The 18,718-nt window shown below is 55.5% G+C and carries 19 protein-coding genes; 8 read left to right on the top strand and 11 right to left on the bottom strand.

The genetic code is table 11. The features are described from left to right. Nucleotides 1–17: 17 nt before the first annotated feature. Nucleotides 18–1,217 (bottom strand): S-methyl-5-thioribose kinase, encoded by a 1,200-nt coding sequence (mtnK, locus tag ACOTYB_RS05615; protein WP_045342263.1) that lies wholly within the window; start codon nucleotides 1,215–1,217, stop codon nucleotides 18–20. Nucleotides 1,218–1,319: 102 nt separating this feature from the next. On the opposite strand from mtnK, the gene mtnA reads away from it, so the two are divergent. Together mtnA and ACOTYB_RS05625 are read left to right on the top strand one after the other, a co-directional pair. Further along, on the top strand, nucleotides 1,320–2,336 hold the full coding sequence (gene mtnA / locus ACOTYB_RS05620; RefSeq protein WP_047054240.1) for an S-methyl-5-thioribose-1-phosphate isomerase: 1,017 nt from the start codon (nucleotides 1,320–1,322) through the stop codon (nucleotides 2,334–2,336). 42 nt (nucleotides 2,337–2,378) lie between these two features. Continuing rightward, nucleotides 2,379–2,849 (top strand): SRPBCC family protein, encoded by a 471-nt coding sequence (locus ACOTYB_RS05625; protein WP_047054238.1) that lies wholly within the window; start codon nucleotides 2,379–2,381, stop codon nucleotides 2,847–2,849. A gap of 53 nt (nucleotides 2,850–2,902) precedes the next feature. Here ACOTYB_RS05625 and ACOTYB_RS05630 read toward each other — a convergent pair whose 3' ends face one another. The 3 genes from ACOTYB_RS05630 to ACOTYB_RS05640 are packed head-to-tail and all read right to left on the bottom strand — an operon-like array spanning nucleotide 2,903 to nucleotide 4,742. Continuing rightward, entirely contained in the window at nucleotides 2,903–3,445 is a 543-nt protein-coding gene (locus ACOTYB_RS05630; RefSeq protein ID WP_023315605.1) for a 1,2-dihydroxy-3-keto-5-methylthiopentene dioxygenase, read from the bottom strand. Continuing rightward, on the bottom strand, nucleotides 3,442–4,131 hold the full coding sequence (gene mtnC / locus ACOTYB_RS05635) for an acireductone synthase (RefSeq protein WP_006809660.1): 690 nt from the start codon (nucleotides 4,129–4,131) through the stop codon (nucleotides 3,442–3,444). The genes ACOTYB_RS05630 and mtnC overlap by 4 nt, the downstream gene beginning before the upstream one ends. After that, on the bottom strand, nucleotides 4,128–4,742 hold the full coding sequence (locus ACOTYB_RS05640; RefSeq protein ID WP_022650583.1) for a methylthioribulose 1-phosphate dehydratase: 615 nt from the start codon (nucleotides 4,740–4,742) through the stop codon (nucleotides 4,128–4,130). The genes mtnC and ACOTYB_RS05640 overlap by 4 nt, the downstream gene beginning before the upstream one ends. A gap of 122 nt (nucleotides 4,743–4,864) precedes the next feature. Here ACOTYB_RS05640 and ACOTYB_RS05645 point away from each other — a divergent pair, with 122 nt between their 5' ends. After that, complete coding sequence (locus tag ACOTYB_RS05645; protein ID WP_220153644.1) at nucleotides 4,865–6,025, top strand: pyridoxal phosphate-dependent aminotransferase; 1,161 nt, start codon at nucleotides 4,865–4,867, stop codon at nucleotides 6,023–6,025. Here ACOTYB_RS05645 and ACOTYB_RS05650 read toward each other — a convergent pair whose 3' ends face one another. The 3 genes from ACOTYB_RS05650 to citR all read right to left on the bottom strand — a co-directional run bounded on the left by ACOTYB_RS05650 (nucleotide 6,026) and on the right by citR (nucleotide 8,909). After that, complete coding sequence (locus tag ACOTYB_RS05650; RefSeq protein ID WP_220153645.1) at nucleotides 6,026–6,652, bottom strand: IbrB-like domain-containing protein; 627 nt, start codon at nucleotides 6,650–6,652, stop codon at nucleotides 6,026–6,028. It lies immediately after the preceding gene. Further along, nucleotides 6,637–7,860, bottom strand: coding sequence for a phosphoadenosine phosphosulfate reductase (locus ACOTYB_RS05655; protein WP_126525171.1), 1,224 nt, complete (start codon nucleotides 7,858–7,860; stop codon nucleotides 6,637–6,639). The genes ACOTYB_RS05650 and ACOTYB_RS05655 overlap by 16 nt, the downstream gene beginning before the upstream one ends. Before the next feature lie 128 nt (nucleotides 7,861–7,988). After that, nucleotides 7,989–8,909: a DNA-binding transcriptional repressor CitR gene (gene citR, locus ACOTYB_RS05660; RefSeq protein ID WP_022650586.1), complete on the bottom strand. Its 921-nt coding sequence runs from the start codon at nucleotides 8,907–8,909 to the stop codon at nucleotides 7,989–7,991. Nucleotides 8,910–9,530: 621 nt separating this feature from the next. Between citR and ahpC the strand changes: the two genes are divergently transcribed. Further along, the gene (ahpC, locus tag ACOTYB_RS05665; protein WP_003858764.1) at nucleotides 9,531–10,094 is read left to right on the top strand and encodes an alkyl hydroperoxide reductase subunit C; all 564 of its coding nucleotides are present in this window, start codon (nucleotides 9,531–9,533) and stop codon (nucleotides 10,092–10,094) included. Nucleotides 10,095–10,336: 242 nt separating this feature from the next. Next, entirely contained in the window at nucleotides 10,337–11,902 is a 1,566-nt protein-coding gene (gene ahpF / locus ACOTYB_RS05670) for an alkyl hydroperoxide reductase subunit F (RefSeq protein WP_022650587.1), read from the top strand. A 59-nt stretch (nucleotides 11,903–11,961) separates the two neighbouring features. Here the strand turns inward: ahpF and uspG are convergent, their stop codons facing one another. Further along, entirely contained in the window at nucleotides 11,962–12,390 is a 429-nt protein-coding gene (gene uspG / locus ACOTYB_RS05675) for a universal stress protein UspG (RefSeq protein WP_045342261.1), read from the bottom strand. A gap of 181 nt (nucleotides 12,391–12,571) precedes the next feature. Between uspG and ACOTYB_RS05680 the strand changes: the two genes are divergently transcribed. Next, nucleotides 12,572–13,810, top strand: coding sequence for a zinc-dependent alcohol dehydrogenase (locus ACOTYB_RS05680; RefSeq protein WP_015571156.1), 1,239 nt, complete (start codon nucleotides 12,572–12,574; stop codon nucleotides 13,808–13,810). Between the two features lie 10 nt (nucleotides 13,811–13,820). On the opposite strand, the gene yldA is transcribed toward ACOTYB_RS05680, so the two are convergent. After that, nucleotides 13,821–13,910: a small membrane protein YldA gene (yldA, locus tag ACOTYB_RS05685; protein ID WP_015571155.1), complete on the bottom strand. Its 90-nt coding sequence runs from the start codon at nucleotides 13,908–13,910 to the stop codon at nucleotides 13,821–13,823. 137 nt (nucleotides 13,911–14,047) lie between these two features. Further along, a complete protein-coding gene (gene rnk / locus ACOTYB_RS05690; RefSeq protein WP_006809650.1) occupies nucleotides 14,048–14,458 on the bottom strand; it encodes a nucleoside diphosphate kinase regulator in 411 nt (136 codons plus the stop codon). A 262-nt stretch (nucleotides 14,459–14,720) separates the two neighbouring features. Between rnk and ACOTYB_RS05695 the strand changes: the two genes are divergently transcribed. Beyond that, complete coding sequence (locus ACOTYB_RS05695; RefSeq protein WP_003858756.1) at nucleotides 14,721–15,341, top strand: flavin reductase family protein; 621 nt, start codon at nucleotides 14,721–14,723, stop codon at nucleotides 15,339–15,341. A gap of 1 nt (nucleotide 15,342) precedes the next feature. Continuing rightward, nucleotides 15,343–16,197, top strand: a complete 855-nt coding sequence (locus tag ACOTYB_RS05700; protein ID WP_220153646.1) for a helix-turn-helix domain-containing protein — start codon at nucleotides 15,343–15,345, stop codon at nucleotides 16,195–16,197. 3 nt (nucleotides 16,198–16,200) lie between these two features. On the opposite strand, the gene ptsP is transcribed toward ACOTYB_RS05700, so the two are convergent. Beyond that, a complete protein-coding gene (ptsP, locus tag ACOTYB_RS05705; RefSeq protein WP_193132405.1) occupies nucleotides 16,201–18,696 on the bottom strand; it encodes a phosphoenolpyruvate--protein phosphotransferase in 2,496 nt (831 codons plus the stop codon). Nucleotides 18,697–18,718 lie beyond the last annotated feature (22 nt).

Genomic DNA, 18,718 nt, shown 5'->3' on the forward strand with positions numbered 1-18,718 from the left:
CAGGGAGAGGGAGAAAATCAACTGTACTGCCGCACCCGTGCCACCAGCTCTTCCGCGCTGTCGATGCGGTCGGCAATCACAATCAGCGCTTTACCGAGGGATATCGCGTGGCGCAGGCATTCGTGACGCATCGCTTCATCCTGAATGGTGTCGATATCCGCCACATGGGAAAGCCCGACGCTGCGGCGAATCAGCTCGGTGCCGCAGAATCCGATGGCATCGTGCCAGACCTTTTTCAGGAATGCGGAGGCATAGCCCGGTGCGCTGAGTGCGGCGTCGCGGGCTTTCTCGTTTGCCAGCACCTGGAAGCGCTCCGCAAAGGTGTTCCACAGTTCCTGAATATCGGTCAGGCGCTGCTCGCGCGCGGCGGCGGCATCGCGAATGCCGAGGTGCCCCGGCAGGCCGCAGAAGTTCAGCAGCAGGTTGCCGATGGCGGTGCCAACGTCAAAGCCAATCGGCCCGAAATAGCCGAACTCAGCGTCGATGGCCTTCAGGCTGCCGTCGGCCACAAAAATCGAACCGCTGTGAATGTCTCCGTGCAGCAGGGCTTCGGCGTGCGAGAAAAAGCGGTGCTTGAGGGAGGCCACGGCGATTTTAAGCTGCGCGTCGTCGCGCAGGGCGGCAACATCGTTTTCCAGCTCGGCCGGGTAGCTGTTGCGCGCGTGGATCTGGTACGGATCGTTGAAGAACAGATCTTCGGTGATCTCGCACATCTCCGGGTTGATGAATTTTGCCACCTGCGCTTTTTTCTCGTGCGGATGCAGATAAAAATCGCTGGTGTGGAAAAGGGTGTGAGCCAGATATTCCCCCAGCTGACGCGCTGCCTGTGGGTAATAATTATTTCTGATCAGCTCGCCGCGCCAGATGCGATGGCTGGAGAGATCTTCCATCACCATCACCGCCAGTTCCGGATCAAAGTGGTGGATTTTCACGGTGTGCTGCGGGCTGTGCTGGTAATGCTCGACCAGGGTTTGCGCTTCAAGACGGGCACGATCCAGCGTCAGCGGCCAGGATTCGCCGACGCAGCGTACGTAGGGCAGCGCCTGCTTAACGACGATGCGGCTGACGCCCGCGCTGTCGAAAATTTTAAAAACCAGATTGAGGTTGCCGTCGCCCACTTCCTGCGCCTCTACCAGGGATGACGGATCGTCAAGTCCGCCAAACTGCCTGGCATACTCCACGGCGTCCTGAGCGGTAAAGGTACGGTATTGCGACATGGCCTGCTCCTCAGTTTTGCTAATTAAGACATGTAGACGTCTATACATCTGGATTTCATCCTGACACAATGTGCTACAACAACGCAACAGGGAATTAACGACATGCAGACATTACAGACGACCAGCCTGCGGGTGGCGAATAATCAGCTCTTTATTCTCGACCAGCAGGCGCTTCCGCAGGAGAAACGCTGGCTGGATGCCTCGACGGTCGAGGCGCTGGTCGGGCATATCCACGCTTTGCGCGTACGTGGCGCGCCGTTGATTGGTCTCTCTGCAAGCCTGCTGCTGGCGCTGCTGGCGGAAAACGGCAAAAGTCGCGACGAGCTAGCGGTGGCGATGGAAACCCTGCGCGCATCCCGCCCGACGGCGGTAAACCTGATGAACAACCTCGACCACATGAAGCTTGCGCTGTGGGAAGAGGATTTCGTTCCGGCGCTGGTGGCTGAGGCGCTGCGCCTGATTGACGAAGACAAACGGCTTTGCGACGCGATTGCCAAAGCGGGCAGCGCGCTGGTGAAATCCGGCAGCCGTCTGCTGACCCACTGCAACACCGGCGGGCTGGCGACGGCGGGCGTCGGTACCGCGCTGGGGGTGATTGCTCGCGCGCATAAGGAAGGCAAGATAAGCAACGTCTGGGTGGATGAAACCCGTCCGCTATTGCAGGGCGGCAGGCTGACCGCGTGGGAACTCGGCGAGCTGGGCGTGCCGTATCAGCTAATTACCGACTCCATGGCCGCCAGCCTGATGGCAAAAGGGCAGGTGGACGCCGTGTGGGTGGGGGCAGACCGCATTGCGGCCAACGGCGACGTGGCGAACAAAATCGGCACCTACTCTCTGGCGGTGCTGGCGAAATTCCACGGCATTCCGTTCTATGTCGCCGCGCCGCAAACGACCCTCGACCCGGACTGCCCGAACGGCGACGCGATCCCGATTGAGCAGCGTGCGGCCAGCGAAGTGACGGGCGTGGCGGGGAGCTTTGGCGCGGTGGAGTGGGCGCCGCAAGAAGCGCAGGTCTATAACCCGGCGTTTGACGTCACCCCCGCCTCGCTGATTAGCGGCTGGGTGCTGGATACGGGCGTGGTCACTCCGGACGAGGTGGCGGAAGGGAAATTTGCCTGAGTCCGGCTATCCTTTAAGGGGCTCCCTTAAGAGGACAACATCGTGACGCTCGATCCTGAAACAGACTTAAAACTGGAGCGCGTGGTGGACGCACCGCGCGATCTGCTGTGGCTCTGCTGGACTACGCCAGAGCACATCAAAAACTTCTTCATAACTGCTCCCCATAAGGTGACCGAATGCGACCTCGACCTGCGCGTGGGCGGGCGGTTCAATACCGTGTTTGAGGTGGACGGGCAGCGGATGGATAACCGGGGCGTATTCCTTGAAATCGATCCGGGGAAAAAGCTGGTCTTTACCGACGGCTATACCGAAGGCTGGAAACCGGCCGAGAAGCCGTTTATGACGGCAATTTTGCTCCTGGAAGACGCCGGGGAGGGCAAAACCCGCTATACGGCGATAGCGCGCCACCCCACGAAGGAAATCTGCGAGCAGCATGAACAGATGGGATTTCACGAAGGGTGGGGGATTGTGCTGGATCAGCTGGTGGGGTATGTGAAAGGGCTTAACGCTTAGTGCGCGCTGGTGCCCTCACCCCGACCCTCTCCCACAGGGAGAGGGAGAAAAGATCAGGCCAGGCGCGGATACGCATCCGCAATCGCATCCCCGGTAAACTGCGCCACCCAACCCTCCGGGTTATCGAAAATACGAATGGCGGTAAAGTTCGGCTCTGAGCCCATATCAAACCAGTGCGGCGTGCCCGCGGGCACGGAGATCAGGTCGTTTTTCTCGCACAAGACCTGATATACCTCATCGCCGATGTGCAGGCAGAATAATCCCGCCCCTTCCACGAAAAAACGTACTTCGTCTTCGCCGTGGGTGTGTTCGTTCAGGAACTTCGCGCGCAGCGCCTCTTTCTGCGGATTGTCGGCGCGCAGGCTGATCACATCCCAGCTCTGGTAACCTTTCTCTGCCACCAGCTTGTCGATCGCATGCTGATACGCAGCGATCACGGCTTCAGGCGCGGGATCGTGCCCTAAATCGCGATCCGCAGCCCAGCGTTCAAACCGCACGCCTTTTGCGTTGAGCTGTTGGGCAATCTCGGCGGCGTCGGTGCTGTGCCACTGGTGCTGACTGGCGTCTTTATCGGAATAAATGGTCAATGCGCTCATGAAGGGATCTGCTCCGGATTAATCTCGTCAAACTGGTGGATCTGATGGTGATGGCTTGCGCCGTCATCTTCACCGCGAATCAGCTGCAGGGTACGAAAACCCGCCTGTTCAGCCGCGTCCAGCTCCTGATGAATATCCGACAGAAACAGGATCTGCGACGGGGCGATGCCCGTTTGCGCCGCAATATTTTGATAAGACTGCACCTCGCGCTTGGCGCCAATGTGGGTATCAAAATAGCCGCTGAATAAGTGAGTAATATCACCTTCGTCGCTGTAGCCAAATAACAGTTTCTGCGCGGCGACGGAGCCAGAGGAATAAACATAGAGATCAATCCCTTGTGCCTTCCACTTTTCCAGCGCGGGCAGTACGTCAGGATAGAGGTGTCCGGTAAAGTCACCATTGACGTAACCGTCCTGCCAGATGATGCCTTGCAGGGCTTTGAGCGCCGTCGATTTGCGGTCTTCATCCATAAAGGTAAACAGCACGTTGATGAGATCGCTGACGCTGGCATGCGGAGCGCTGATTTCATCGCGCAGGTTGTCCAGAATCGATTTGACCGGCTCGGCGTACTGCTGCGCGGTCACGAAGGCCGCCAGCCGCTCACGCGCGTAGGGGAACAAAACATCATGGACAAAACGGATATCGCTGGTGGTCCCTTCAATATCCGTCACAATCGCGCGAATCATACTCTCTCCCATTGTCGTAAACGCATTTCGCATTCAAATAAGAATTCTAAACCTTCCAGATGACGGCGGGCTTCGGCCACGTCGCGTCCCCAGCAGGTTAAGCCATGGCCGCGCAGAAGAAAACCATAATTAAGCGGGCGTTCCTGCGCGTAATGGGCGATGCGCGAGGCGAGGGCGTCGATGTCCTGGTCGTTATCAAACACCGGGATGGCCACCGTATCCCGATGCGTGGTCTGCCCGGTAAGGGATTTTTGCATCTCGAAACCGGTGATCTTCAGCTCGGCCTCGTTCACCAGCCGCGACAGCACCGTGGCATTGACGGTGTGAACGTGCAGGACGGCGTTAGCTTCGGGGAACAGGCGATAGATGAGGGTATGCAGCCCGGTCTCTGCCGACGGTTTACGGCCAGACGGCGCACGGTTGGTGGCGATTTCAACCTGTAGAAAATCGGCGGTGGTCAGGCTACCTTTATCTTTTCCGGATTCGCTCAGCCAGCACAGGTGTTCATCCTGACGCACGGACATATTGCCGCCGGTAGCGGGCGCCCAGCCTTTAGCGCCAATCCAGCGGCAGGCCTCGACCAGGTGTGTGAGTTGCAGGTTGTCTGTCATTTCCTTTTACCCTCTCGGCCAGGAATATTTATATCGTTTAGACGTCTAAGCGTCTTGATTGCCAAAGACTAACATCGTGTTATAGTGTCAGCAACATAAGTATTACAGGCAGGCACACTACAATGAGCAATAACCCGTTGATCCCGCAGAGTAAACTTCCCAATCTCGGCACGACGATTTTTACGCAGATGAGCGCCCTGGCGCAGCAGCACAACGCCATTAACCTCTCACAAGGTTTCCCGGATTTTGATGGGCCGAAATATTTGCAGGAGCGTCTGGCGTACCACGTTGCGCAGGGAGCCAACCAGTATGCGCCGATGACCGGCGTGCAGACGTTGCGTGAAGCCATTGCGGATAAAACGGCGGAGTTATACGGCCATAAGCCTGACGCGAACAGCGATATTACGGTGACGGCAGGGGCGACCGAAGCGCTGTATGCGGCGATAACCGCCCTGGTGCGTACGGGTGATGAGGTGATTTGTTTTGACCCGAGCTACGATAGCTACGCCCCGGCGATTGAACTGGCCGGCGGCGTGGTGAAGCGCGTGGCGCTCCAGCCACCGCATTTTCGCCCTGACTGGCAGGCATTTGCTGCGCTGCTGAGTGACAAAACCCGTCTGGTGATCCTGAATACTCCGCATAATCCGTCGGCGACGGTGTGGCAAAAAGCCGATTTTGCTGCGTTGTGGCAGGCCATCGCCGAACGTGAAATATATGTTCTGAGCGACGAGGTGTATGAGCATATCTGCTTCGCCGAAGAGGGGCATGCCAGCGTGCTGGCGCATCCGCAACTTCGCGAGCGTGCAATCACGGTATCGTCATTTGGGAAAACCTACCATATGACCGGCTGGAAGGTAGGGTACTGCGTGGCCCCGGCGGCCATTAGCGCTGAGCTGCGCAAAGTGCATCAGTACCTGACGTTTGCCGTGAACACACCGGCTCAGCTGGCGCTGGCGGATATGCTGCGTGCGGAACCCGGGAATTACCGCGAGCTGCCGCACTTCTATCGTGAACGTCGGGATCTGTTTGTGGCGGCCCTGAGCAAAAGCCGCCTGGAAATTTTGCCGTCTGAAGGAACCTATTTCCTGCTGGCCGACTACAGCGCGATTTCCGATCTGGACGACGTGAGTTTCTGCCAGTTGTTGACGAAAGAGGTGGGAGTGGCGGCCATTCCGCTGTCGGTGTTCTGCGCCGATCCCTTCCCGCATAAGCTGATTCGTCTTTGCTTTGCGAAGCAGGAATCGACGCTGCTCGCTGCGGCAGAGCGTCTGGCGACGCTCTGACTATTTCACCGTCCAGGCTTCTGAAAAACGACGGTCTGCGAAGAGTTCGAGCAGACCGTTGATCTGCTTCAGACGCAGCACTTCATCGCTGTCCATACCTAACTCCTGGCCAATTTTCTGCTCACTCCAGCCCATAAGCACCAGTTCTCGCACGATTTCTGACATGGCGTTGATCTGGTGGCGTCCACGCGCGCGGTTGTGACGAATAGTTGCCGCCATGCGATCGAACTTTTCCTGGCGCGCTTTACGCAGGCAGGTAACAGGGAGGTAACCTTTAAGCTGGCGCTTCAGGATCGCCCGGTTACTGCCGATATCATGACGGTGAAAACCATCGACAATTTCGTAGTGCTGTGGCGCATTTTCCGTCACAACGATAGGTTGTGTGAATCCATCCAGCTCCAGTGACTTGCTGAGCAGCCGCTTTTCCGGCGGCGCGACGTTATTTGGGTTGTAATCGTTAGCGGTGATGTTTGTCTTTTTTATCCACAATACGCAATCGACGGGCTGATCGCGAAAAGGGCTGATTTCATGTAATGCCTGACGAAACGCATTAATAGCGGCTATTCGCTCTTCTTCTAAAAGTGCCTGAAGGTACGTTTCCATTTCGGTGATTATTCGTTGTTGCATAAAATCCCCCATTCCTTGCGTTTTGCTTTCACTCTGTCGCTGTAGCGCTGATAGTGTTTAGGCTTATTTGGGCTAAACGAAAGTGCCCGGCACCAATAGTCATTGTTGAGTAAAACCTTACAAATGCGTCGCCAGGAAGGGATATCTTTTGCACCAATGTCACCCTCCTGCGTGTCGGGAATATCGTTCATGCCTCGCTTTTGATACCAGTGGAGATAAACCGCGATTTTGTTGCGGTAATGTTCCGCCGTATTTTGCGGCATGCTGTCGAGTAACAGCATGGCGTATTCGCGCCAGCCGAGATGGTCTGGTTTCAGGATCTTCCGGTGGCCATAAAAATGGTTATCGTGCCCGGCATAAATACCTCCGCTTCGCACGCCGCAGGCGCGTTCACACATCGCCGCCCAGCGTTCGGGTTCAATGACATGATAGAGCCACAAGCCCTGACGCTGTTCCGGGCCAAACGGTTCGCAGATGCGCATATAACGCGGCGGCACCCCCGCCTTGTACATCAGGTCGTATAACGGGTTATAGCAACATTTTGATTTCGCGAACCACGTCCAGATGTCGGCGGTTTTCCAGTCGTACAAGGGGTAGATATACCAGGCGTGCCCACCCGGGGCGACGGTCGTCCAGGGTTTATCGTCAGAAAAGCGCTGCTTACGCGCCGACGCGATAGCCAGAAAGCGGTTGTAAGATTCATCGGCGCGGATCCCCACCATGACGGCGGCAGGACGTTTTTGTGCATACCATTCGGCAAACTCGCGCACGAAGGCTTCAAACGTCATTCCCTGCTGATAAAAATCGAAATAGTGGTAATCGGTAATGGCATCTTCCGGTGGCTGGCGAACCCAGTTTGTCTCGGGTTCCCAGCACTGCCATTCAGGTTGAAACTGTGACAGGGCGTTCTGGGTCGTGAGCGGAAGCGCTACCCACCAGAACTGATGGATAACATCCCGATACAGCGTTCTCATCGTGTCAACATGCTGAATGGTTGAGGAGAATTGCGCTTCCCAGTCCAGAAAGATGACATCTATTTTTCGCTTTAATTGCCGTGCTTTCTGGGCAACGAGATGCAGCATCACGGTAGAATCTTTTCCACCGGAAAAGGAAACGCAGACCCTGGAGAAATTGTTAAGCGTCCAGTCTATGCGTTCCGCAGAAGCGTCTAAAACATTTTCCTGTAAAGGGATTTTATAGATCGACATGATTAATCGCGTCCTGCGTGTTAAATGTCTGGAAAAAAACAAAACGATATTATGGAATTATTTGTCCTTAATTTCACGGGGGCATTTTCTTCGGGTTGCCTTATTTGCATTCACCATGCAAATGTATTTTACGCAGACGGCGGAGAAACGCAGAGCTTATGCATTTTTTCAATGAATGTTGAAAAAACAGTGCTATTCAGTGATGAACGGCTGTAGAGCATATAGATCTTTAATTCAGGCAGCTCAAACGGTGGCTCAAGCCTTTTTAATTTCAACGGTTCTTTATATGTTTCATAGATCGACACGGGGATGAAGCCTAACAGATCAGATGAACAGACCATGGAGATGAGAGAGCTAAGGGAGTCCGTACGAAAAGCAATATTCCTTTCCGGAAACGCGTCATTTGCGCGACTCTGAAACTCTTTTACACCCGGATGAGCACTCTGGTAAAAAGTGAATTTCTCCTGGTATAGCACTTCCAGCGTGACTGCGTCAGCGAGCCTTGGGTGGTCTGCTCTACAGATTAAGGCTATCGGCACCGTGGTGAAGTGGGTGCAGACCACAGAGCGATTGTGGATAGGTGCGATAGAGAAGATGAGATCGGCCTTACGATAGGCCAACAAATCTTCCGCTGATTCGGAGGAAATGAGCATGTCTCTTTGCTCTATCTCATAATTCTCTTCAGATATTAAAAGCTTCAACGGTTCGAGCATCGAACCAGGAGACACCATTTGAGAGCAATAGATAACGAACTTTTTTTTGATGTCCGAGTGATGCATCATGTTGATCGTCTGCTCAAGCTGATTGAGATTTTTTTCCAGATGATGATGCAGGTTGGTACCTACTGTGGTTGGCGTAATTCCCTTCCCTGAACGGATAAACAGGGGGTCATTAAGCTGACCGCGCAGGCGTTGCAGCGACTGGCTGACGGCGGATGGCGTGATATAAAGCGTCTCGGCAGCCCTACTGATACTGAGATGTTGGTAAATGCATTCGAAGATGACTAACAGATTGAGATCGAATTTTTTTAGGTCGTAGAGGTTTGCCATGTTTCGTCCTGAGTGAGTTGAGTTTGCTGTCGTTATCACATCCTGGAGTACGACAGAGGGAAGTTACCCTTTACAATCCGTGTGAATAACTCGCTTAATTTAAAATTTAAGTGATCTTAATATATCACGGCTTTGGATTATTGAAACATAACTTCAAGACTAATTAAGATAATTTTATCTTTAAAGTTTGATTGAATTATTTGAATGAAAAGTGGTGTTTATATATAGCGTGAAACCCATAATGAAATTAAATTTATAATCTTTCAGAGAACTCTTCGATACTGCCTATCACAGCCATAGGCAGGACTATCCCTCTTATGCATTGCTCAATGCGCGCAGGGGTGCTGTAATCAAAGCGCTGTTACGGCCTTGATACAAGGTATGTAGAGCGCAACGCAACGCCAGCTTCGGCTGGCACTGAATGTACCTGCGGGGAATTCAGGTATCAGGGCCGCCCGTTGAGGCGGCCTTTTTACTTTCAGGCTTTCCTGTAAAAGGTTCACCTTGCTGTCTTGTTGCTGTTGTAAGGTTTGGCTGATTGATTTGATAAAGCATACGCATTAGCCCCGATGGATAAAGTTGGTTACCTTACATCTCAACGAAAACACGGAGGAAGTACAGATGTCTTTGATTAACACTAAAATTAAACCTTTCAAAAACCAGGCGTTCAAAAACGGTGAGTTCATCGAAGTAACCGAGAAAGATATCGAAGGCCGCTGGAGCGTGTTCTTCTTCTATCCGGCTGACTTCACCTTCGTTTGCCCGACCGAACTGGGCGACGTGGCAGACCACTACGAAGAACTGCAAAAGCTGGGCGTAGACGTTTACTCTGTTTCTACCGATACCCACTTCACCCACAAAGCGTGGCACAGCAGCTCTGAAACTATCGCGAAAATCAAATACGCGATGATCGGCGACCCGACTGGCGCCCTGACCCGTAACTTCGACAACATGCGTGAAGATGAAGGCCTGGCAGACCGCGCGACCTTCGTTGTTGACCCGCAGGGCATTATCCAGGCTATCGAAGTTACCGCTGAAGGTATCGGCCGTGATGCATCTGACCTGCTGCGCAAAGTGAAAGCGGCTCAGTACGTTGCTTCTCACCCAGGCGAAGTGTGCCCGGCGAAATGGAAAGAAGGCGAAGCGACGCTGGCGCCATCTCTGGACCTGGTCGGCAAGATCTAAATTTCCGTTGTTTTTCACGCCATAGCTGCGTTGGCGTCGCCTGCTCACCCCGGTCACTTACTTTAGTAAGCTCCCGGGGATTCTCAGGCTAGCCGCCTTGCTCTGACGCGAAATACTTTGGAAATTGTTTCAGTCATGGGCGCTCCCCGCGCCCATTTCATTCCAGCACCATGATGCAAGTTGCATTCAGGCAGCCCGTATAAGGCGGCTTGCATGATGACGTTTTAAGAGAGGGAAGAATAATGCTCGACACTAACATGAAAACCCAGCTCAAGGCCTACCTTGAGAAACTGACCAAACCTGTTGAGCTGATTGCCACGCTGGACGACAGCGCGAAATCGGCAGAAATCAAAGCACTGCTGACAGAGATTGCTGAGCTGTCGCCGAAAGTGACCTTCAAAGAAGACAACACGCTGGCAGTCCGTAAGCCTTCTTTCCTGATCGCCAACCCAGGGTCTGACCAGGGGCCGCGTTTCGCGGGCTCTCCGCTGGGGCACGAATTTACGTCCCTGGTGCTGGCGCTGCTGTGGACCGGTGGTCATCCGTCAAAAGAAGCGCAGGCGCTGCTGGAGCAGATCCGCGATATCGACGGTGATTTTGAGTTTGAAACCTATTACTCGCTCTCCTGCCACAACTGCCCGGACGTGGTGCAGGCGCTGAACCTGATGTCAGTCCTCAACCCACGCATTAAGCACACGGCGATTGACGGCGGTACGTTCCAGAACGAAATCACCGAGCGCAACGTGATGGGCGTTCCGGCGGTTTACCTGAATGGCCAGGAGTTCGGCCAGGGGCGCATGACGCTGACCGAAATCGTCGCCAAAGTGGATACCGGCGCAGAAAAACGCGCGGCGGAAGAGCTGAACCAACGCGATGCTTATGACGTGCTGATTGTTGGCTCAGGCCCGGCGGGCGCGGCGGCAGCGGTCTACTCCGCACGTAAAGGGATCCGTACCGGTCTGATGGGCGAGCGTTTCGGTGGTCAGGTTCTGGATACCGTAGACATTGAAAACTACATTTCCGTGCCGAAAACCGAAGGCCAGAAGCTGGCCGGTGCGTTGAAAGCGCACGTCAGCGACTACGACGTGGATGTCATTGACAGCCAGAGCGCCAGCAAACTGGTTCCGGCGGCGGTCGAGGGTGGTTTGCACCAGATTGAAACGGCGTCCGGCGCGGTGCTGAAGGCGCGCAGCGTGATCATTGCCACCGGCGCGAAATGGCGCAACATGAACGTCCCGGGCGAAGATCAGTATCGCACCAAAGGCGTGACCTATTGCCCCCACTGTGACGGCCCGCTGTTCAAAGGTAAACGCGTCGCGGTGATCGGCGGCGGTAACTCCGGCGTGGAAGCGGCTATCGATCTGGCGGGAATTGTGGAACACGTTACCCTGCTGGAGTTCGCTCCGGAGATGAAAGCGGACCAGGTGTTGCAGGATAAGGTGCGTAGCCTGAATAACGTCGACATTGTGCTCAATGCCCAGACGACAGAAGTGAAAGGCGACGGCAGCAAAGTGACTGGTCTGGAATACCGTGACCGCGTGAGCGGCGATATCCACAGCGTAGCGCTGGCAGGGATCTTTGTTCAGATTGGCCTGCTGCCAAACACCACCTGGCTGGAAGGCGCTATTGAGCGTAACCGCATGGGCGAGATCATCATCGATGCGAAATGCGAAACCAGCGTGAAGGGCGTATTTGCGGCGGGCGACTGCACCACCGTGCCGTACAAACAGATCATCATCGCTACCGGTGAAGGTGCGAAAGCGTCGCTGAGCTCGTTTGATTACCTGATCCGCACCAAAACTGCATAATAAAAGAAAGCAAGACGACACCTGCAATGCCAGAGGCCACCTAAAGGTGGCCTCTTTTTTTATCTGACGACCATCACCGGAATGTGGGTGTGGCGGATCACGCTGGAGGCGTTCGACCCCAGCAGGTGAGTGGTGATGGAAGGGTTACGTGAACCAATCACTACCACGTCGGCATTTAATTCCCCGGCAAGCTCATTAACGGCGTCGCGCACGCTACCGAACTGGACGTGGGTTTTGATGCGGGAAGGATCGATGCTGAAGTGCCCGACCATGGTTTGCAGGCGCGTCTCGGCTTCGTGCTGTAAATGCTCTTCAAAACGACGCACATCAGCAGCGAAACGATGCAGGCTCAGGCTGGCAGAGCCCGGCAAAACATGCAGAAGATGAATAATTCCGTCCTGCTGCGCGAGAAATTCCGCGTGACGTATAGCCTTATCACTCAGTTCCATTTCAAAAACATCAACCGGCATAATGATTGTTTGATACATAACCGTTTCTCCTTGTTAATAAACGCTGAAATCATTCAACCACAAAATATAAATGGTTTCTGTAATCCCGACAGCACTTTTTTATCTCGCCAGGATAAATCTCAAAAAAGCCGGATTCCGGGGCAGATCCCGAGAGGTAGCTACCCTTTTATAAGCTTACCCACACCCTTTCGGAGGTCGCATGAAAGCTCTCACCTATCACGGTCCACATCATGTTCGGGTCGATAATGTCCCCGATCCGGGCATCGAACAGCCTGACGATATCATCCTGCGCGTAACGGCCACGGCGATCTGTGGTTCTGATTTGCATCTTTATCGCGGAAAAATTCCCAAGGTCCAGCATGGCGATATCTTTGGTCATGAATTTATGGGCGAGGTGGTGGAGTGCGGGAGCGAAGTGAAGAACGTGCAGAAAGGTGACCGGGTGGTGATCCCGTTTGTAATTGCCTGCGGTGACTGCTTCTTTTGCCAGATGCAACAGTACGCGGCCTGCGAAAACACGAATCGCGGGCAGGGCGCGGCGCTGAACAAAAAGCAAATTCCCGCCCCTGCCGCGCTGTTTGGCTACAGCCATCTTTACGGCGGCGTGCCGGGCGGACAGGCGGAGTATGTGCGCGTCCCGAAAGGCAACGTGGGGCCGTTTAAAGTGCCTCAGCTGCTGTCTGACGACAAAGCGCTTTTCCTGTCAGATATTCTGCCTACCGCCTGGCAGGCGGCGAAAAATGCGCAGATTCAGAAAGGCTCCAGCGTCGCCGTATTCGGGGCCGGGCCGGTGGGGTTACTGACCATTGCCTGCGCGCGGCTTCTCGGCGCAGAGCAGATTTTTGTGGTTGACCATCATCCCTATCGACTGCGGTTTGCCCAGGAGCGCTACGGCGCGATCCCGATTAACTTTGATGACGATAACGACGCGGCGGAGAAAATCATTGAGCAAACGGCCGGACAGCGCGGAGTGGATGCGGTGATTGATGCCGTCGGGTTTGAGGCCAAAGGCAGCACCACGGAAACGATCCTCAGTAACCTGAAAATTGAAGGCAGCAGCGGCAAAGCCCTGCGCCAGTGCATTGCTGCGGTGCGGCGCGGAGGCGTGGTCAGCGTGCCGGGCGTGTATGCCGGTTTTATACACGGCTTCCTGTTTGGCGATGCCTTCGATAAAGGGCTGAGCTTTAAGATGGGGCAGACCCACGTCCATGCCTGGCTGGGAGAGCTGCTGCCGCTTATCGAAAAAGGGCTGCTTACACCGGAAGATATTGTCACCCACTATCTTCCGCTGGCTGATGCGGAGCGCGCCTATAAAATCTTCGAAAAACGGGAGGAGGAGTGCCGCAAGGTGATCCTGGTGCCTGGTGCAGACACCCCGGAGGCAGCGCAGCAGAAAGTGAAGGGACTGGTGAATGCCTTCCCCGGCGGCGTTGTGTGAGGTTCCTCACTCACCAGTGGCGCTCAAGGTATAGCACCGCCACGACGAGGATCGCCAGGATGATGAGAAAAACCAGTGTGATAACAAGTATCTCACCCATGACCGTCCCCACGGCACCACAACAGAGTAAGCGTGGATTAAGCGGTTTTTGTCCGATATAACACAATCGGGTGAATTTGCGGAAAGAGGATGCGGGTGCATCCTCTGTGCAAAGCGGGGTCGCTTGTTCAGAAGGGATTAACGCAGGTAATCGCCAGCGGCTTCGGGCTGGTAGAGCAGCTCAAGCACTTCCAGGTGAGCTGAGGCACCGCCAGGGAGTTCCCAGTGGATAGTATCGCCTGTGCGCAGTCCAAGCAGCGCCGCGCCCACGGGTGCCAGCACCGACAGTTGCGTGCTGCTGTCGGTCATCTGCGCCGGATAGACCAGCGTACGGGTGAGCTCCTCGCCGGTGGTCAGGTTGCGGAACTTCACCTGGCTGTTCATGGTGACCACATCATGCGGCATGGTCTCAGGCGTACACATCTGCGCCCGGTCTAGCTCTTCGTTCAGCGCATCGGCTACCGGCAGCGAGGCGAATTCTGGTTTCTCCAACAGTCGGTCAATACGTTCTGCGTCGAGTTCATTGATGATAATCGTAGGTCTGGACATTTTTACTCCATGTCGTTAATGCTGCGTGTAACGCAGAAACCAATCCAAAAGAAAACCCTCGCCGTCTGGCAGCGAGGGTTTAACTTAGCTGATGATACTGTCTGAAACCGTAAGTTTGAAGTGATGAAGGTCACAATCATGCGCCATATGAATTTTTGGCAATAAACCCGGCGTCCCGATTCACGCTGAACGGAAATTTCGTTACGCTGGAAAGACTGAACCCGGGCAATGCGCGTTGCAGCCCCAGCGTAGAGAGAGCGATATGTACTTTTACCAACCTTCTCAGGGGCACGGCCTGCCGCACGACCCGCTGAACGCCATTATCGGTCCACGTCCAATTGGCTGGATCTCATCCTGTGATAAGGCCGGTCAACTGAACCTTGCCCCGTACAGCTTCTTTAACTGTTTTAACTATCGCCCACCGATCATTGGTTTTTCCAGCAATGGCTGGAAGGATAGCGTGCGGAATATTACCGAAACGGGGGAGTTTGTCTGGAACCTCGCAACGCGCGATCTGGCCGAGGCGATGAATGAAACCTCCGCCACGCTCCCTCATGGCGAGGATGAATTTACCTTTGCCGGCCTGACGCCCGTAGCCAGCCAGCTTGTGAGCTCGCCGCGCGTGGCGGAAAGCCCGGTGAATTTCGAGTGTCGATTGTCACAGTGCATTCAGCTTACCGGCGCGGATGGGACACCGATTGATACCTGGCTGGTGCTCGGCGAAGTCGTGGGCGTCCATATCGCCGAGAGTTTGCTGGAAGAGGGGATTTACCAGACCGCGAAAGCGCAGCCCATTCTGCGTGCGGGTGGACCGACGGCCTACTATGCCATCAGTGATAGCCATCGCTTCGACCTGGTACGCCCGGATGCGCGCAGGGGGTAATATGCGCGCAACCCTGTTGCCCGCCGATCAGCAGTTTTTTGCCGATCTGTTGAGCGGCCTGGTGCTCAACCCACAGCAGTTGGGGCGAGTCTGGTTTGCTCATCGTGGCGCGTCTGACGCTGTCGGAAGCGTGAGCCGCGACTGGCCACGGCTTGACGTCGTTCTTCGCGGGGAATATGGCAACAGACTGGTTGCCGGGCAGCAGCCCCTCCACCAGGGGGAAATGCTGTTTCTTCCCGCCCAGACCGCCAGCGTCCCGGTGTTTGAACGACCGGTCATGCTGCTGAGCATTCTTTTCGCGCCGTCGTGGCTGGGGCTGGTGTTTCATGATACCCGGCACGGGCGATCCGTGCCTGCGCAGCGACACGTGGAGCTTCCTCACCCTGAACGAGGTGAGTGTGCCGCGATGCTGATGGCCCTGACGCACCTGAGCGCTTCCCCGCAGGACCAGGCTATTATTCAACCACTGGTGCTGAGCCTGCTGCACTGGTGCCGTAAAGTGGTGTCGTCGCTGCCTGAACCGGGAGTGTCGCGCGGGGATTTCCTCTATCAGAGCATTTGTAACTGGGTGCAGGAAAACTATGCTGAACCCCTGTCGCGGGACAGCGTCGCTTCGCTGTTTAATATTTCGGCTAACCATCTGTCACGCCTGTTCTCTCAACAGGGGACGATGAGTTTTGTGGATTACGTTCGTTGGGTGCGTATGGCGAAGGCGAGAACCATCCTGCAAAAATACCACCTGCCGGTGGGGGAAGTGGCGAAGCGCTGCGGCTATGCCGATAGCGACTATTTTAGCCGTCTGTTCCGGCGCCAGTTTGGCCTGACGCCGGGGGAGTATCGCGCACGCTTTCAGTGACAGTCAGAACGTGATTTCTGCGTTCAACAGATCCAGGATACTTTGCGGCGTCGTTGCTGCAAACAGCGACTCGCGAAACGTTTTATTGACCAGCTTCCGCGCCAGCTGGGAAAAGACCTTCACGTGATTAATCCCTTCCTGAGCGCCGAGCGTCAGCATGATCACCAGCTCGACGTCGCCCAAATCCGACTCCCAGTCAATCGCCTTGTCCAGACGGGCAATGCTGATGCTGGAATGGCGTATCCATTGCGATTTGGTGTGAGGGATCGCCACGCCAAACCCGACGGCGGTGGTGACAATCTCTTCGCGCTGCCAGAGATCTTCTTCAAGCTCGAGCGGGTTTTCGGTCCTGCCATGAATCGCAAGATTTCCGCATAAGAATTGAAGCACCTGCTCTTTTGAGGTCAGCGGCTCATTGACCACGATAGTCTCCAGCGCCAGCAATGGACGCGGCGGCGCTTCCGGTGTGAAATCCGCCAGCAGGGCTTCAATCTCCTCTGCGCTGCGGCTGTCGCAGGCCTTATCTGCCAGCGCCCGGCAGGTCGCCATGTCCAGCTGACGCAACTGGGTTTTTACCGCAGGGATGCGCGGCCCGCTCATGCTGAACTCATCTAAGCCCAGCCCAAGCAGAAGAGGGAGGTAGCGCTGCTCTCCGCCAAGTTCCCCGCAAATGCCGACCCATTTCCCGTGACGATGCGCTGCGGTGACGATCTGGCGAACCATGCGTAAAAAAGACGGTGTGATGGGGTTATACAGCCCCGAAACGCGCGGGTTGTTGCGATCGACAGCGTAGAGATACTGAGTCATATCGTTCGAGCCGATACTGAAGAAATCCACCTCTTCGCAGAAGTGATCGATGATAAAGCAGACTGAAGGCACTTCAACCATGATCCCCAGCGGCAGGCGCGCGGTGTGACGTAACCCCTGTGAGGCCAGGGCGTCACGAACGTTTTGCAGCTCCTGTTTGATCCATAAAATCTGATCGAGGCTGTGCACCATCGGGATCATCAACAGCGCATTGCCGCTTGCGCCTGCGCGTAAGATCGCGCGCAGTTGGGTGCGGAAGAGATCGGCAAATTCGGGATAAATGCGAACGGCGCGATAGCCGAGGAACGGGTTTTCTTCCTGGGGAATGTTCAGGTAAGGGATCTGCTTATCGCCACCGATGTCCATTGTGCGAAAGATGACCGGCTTGCCCTGCGCGGAGAGCAGCACCTGCTGATAGGCTTCGAATTGCTCCTGCTCGTCCGGCGCGGTGTCTCTGTCCATATACAGCATTTCAGTGCGAAACAGCCCGATACCCTGCGCGCCGCAGGTAAACGCCCCGGGCGCTTCCAGCGCGCTGCCGATGTTGGCGGCAATCTCTACCGGTACGTTGTCGCGGGTGAGCGCTGGAAGACCCGCATCTTTGATCTGCTGCTGGTGGCGTCGGTCGGCAAGGCGCTGCGCCACGCTGTAGTAATCATTCACCGCGTCGTTGGGTTCAACGACCAGCACGCTACAGATGCCGTCCAGAATGACCTCTTTTCCCATCAACGGCGCCAGTGAGGCGACCGTTAAACCACTCAGCACAGGCACGGAGGCCGCGCGTGCCAGGATCAGCGTATGCGACGTCCGGCCTGTTTTTTCAAGCACCATGCCTTTCAGGTACTGCGTGTCGAGGCTGAGAAACTGGCTGGGCGTCAGATCTTCCGCCACCAGAATAGTGGGGGCGCTGAGGGTGAATGCGGAGGTTTGCTGCAACTCCGGCCAGGTAATGTTAAGAAGCTGCTCGCTGATGTCGCGAATATCGCTGACGCGTTCACGCAGGTAATCGCTGGCGGAGAGTGACAGCTTTTCGCAGATCAGCTCCATATTACGAATGATCGCCTCCGCAAGGCTTAGCCGCTCCTCGGCGATCAGTCGGCGTATGGTGCCGCCAAACTCCTCATCCTGGATCAGTGAAAGATGCGCGCTGAGAATGGTTTTACTCTCGCCGTCTAGCCCGCGCAGGCGGTGGTTGAGCTGTTCAGCCAGCGTCGCCAGGCTGTGTTCCAGGCGGGTAATATCTTCCGGCGAGGCGGGGATCTGACAATAACGTTTGAGGTTATCGCTCTGCCAGCCTCGCAGAGTGCCAGCCCCGATGCCACTGGCGAGCGTAATGCCGTGCTGAAGATGGGGAGCAAGCCTTACGAGCGAGCGGGGCAGGGGATGCGCAACGTGCGGCGCGTCGCCGGAGGGAATACTGTCGCTGTCGATAAACGCGCCGGTGAGATATGCCTCCAGCACGCGTCGGGCCTGCTCCTCGTCGCCGCCGTTAATTTCCAGCACGCAGCTGTCATTAAACAGCGTACCGGTACTGATCAGCGCCAGCGAGCTTTTGGCATCCGCGTGAGTGTTAAGCCGTCTGTTGATAAAGCGGATATCGCTGCGCCATGCGCTGCACTGCTCTTTTAACGCCCAGGCCGGACGCGCATGCAGGCCGTTGGGCAGTGGGCAGAAAAATTCAATTGAAATCATACTTCCTCCTGGCCGCGTGAGC

Origin of the sequence: Enterobacter cloacae complex sp. IR5450, assembly GCF_049238665.1 — a bacterium.
Classification (GTDB): Bacteria; Pseudomonadota; Gammaproteobacteria; order Enterobacterales; family Enterobacteriaceae; genus Enterobacter; species Enterobacter hormaechei_C.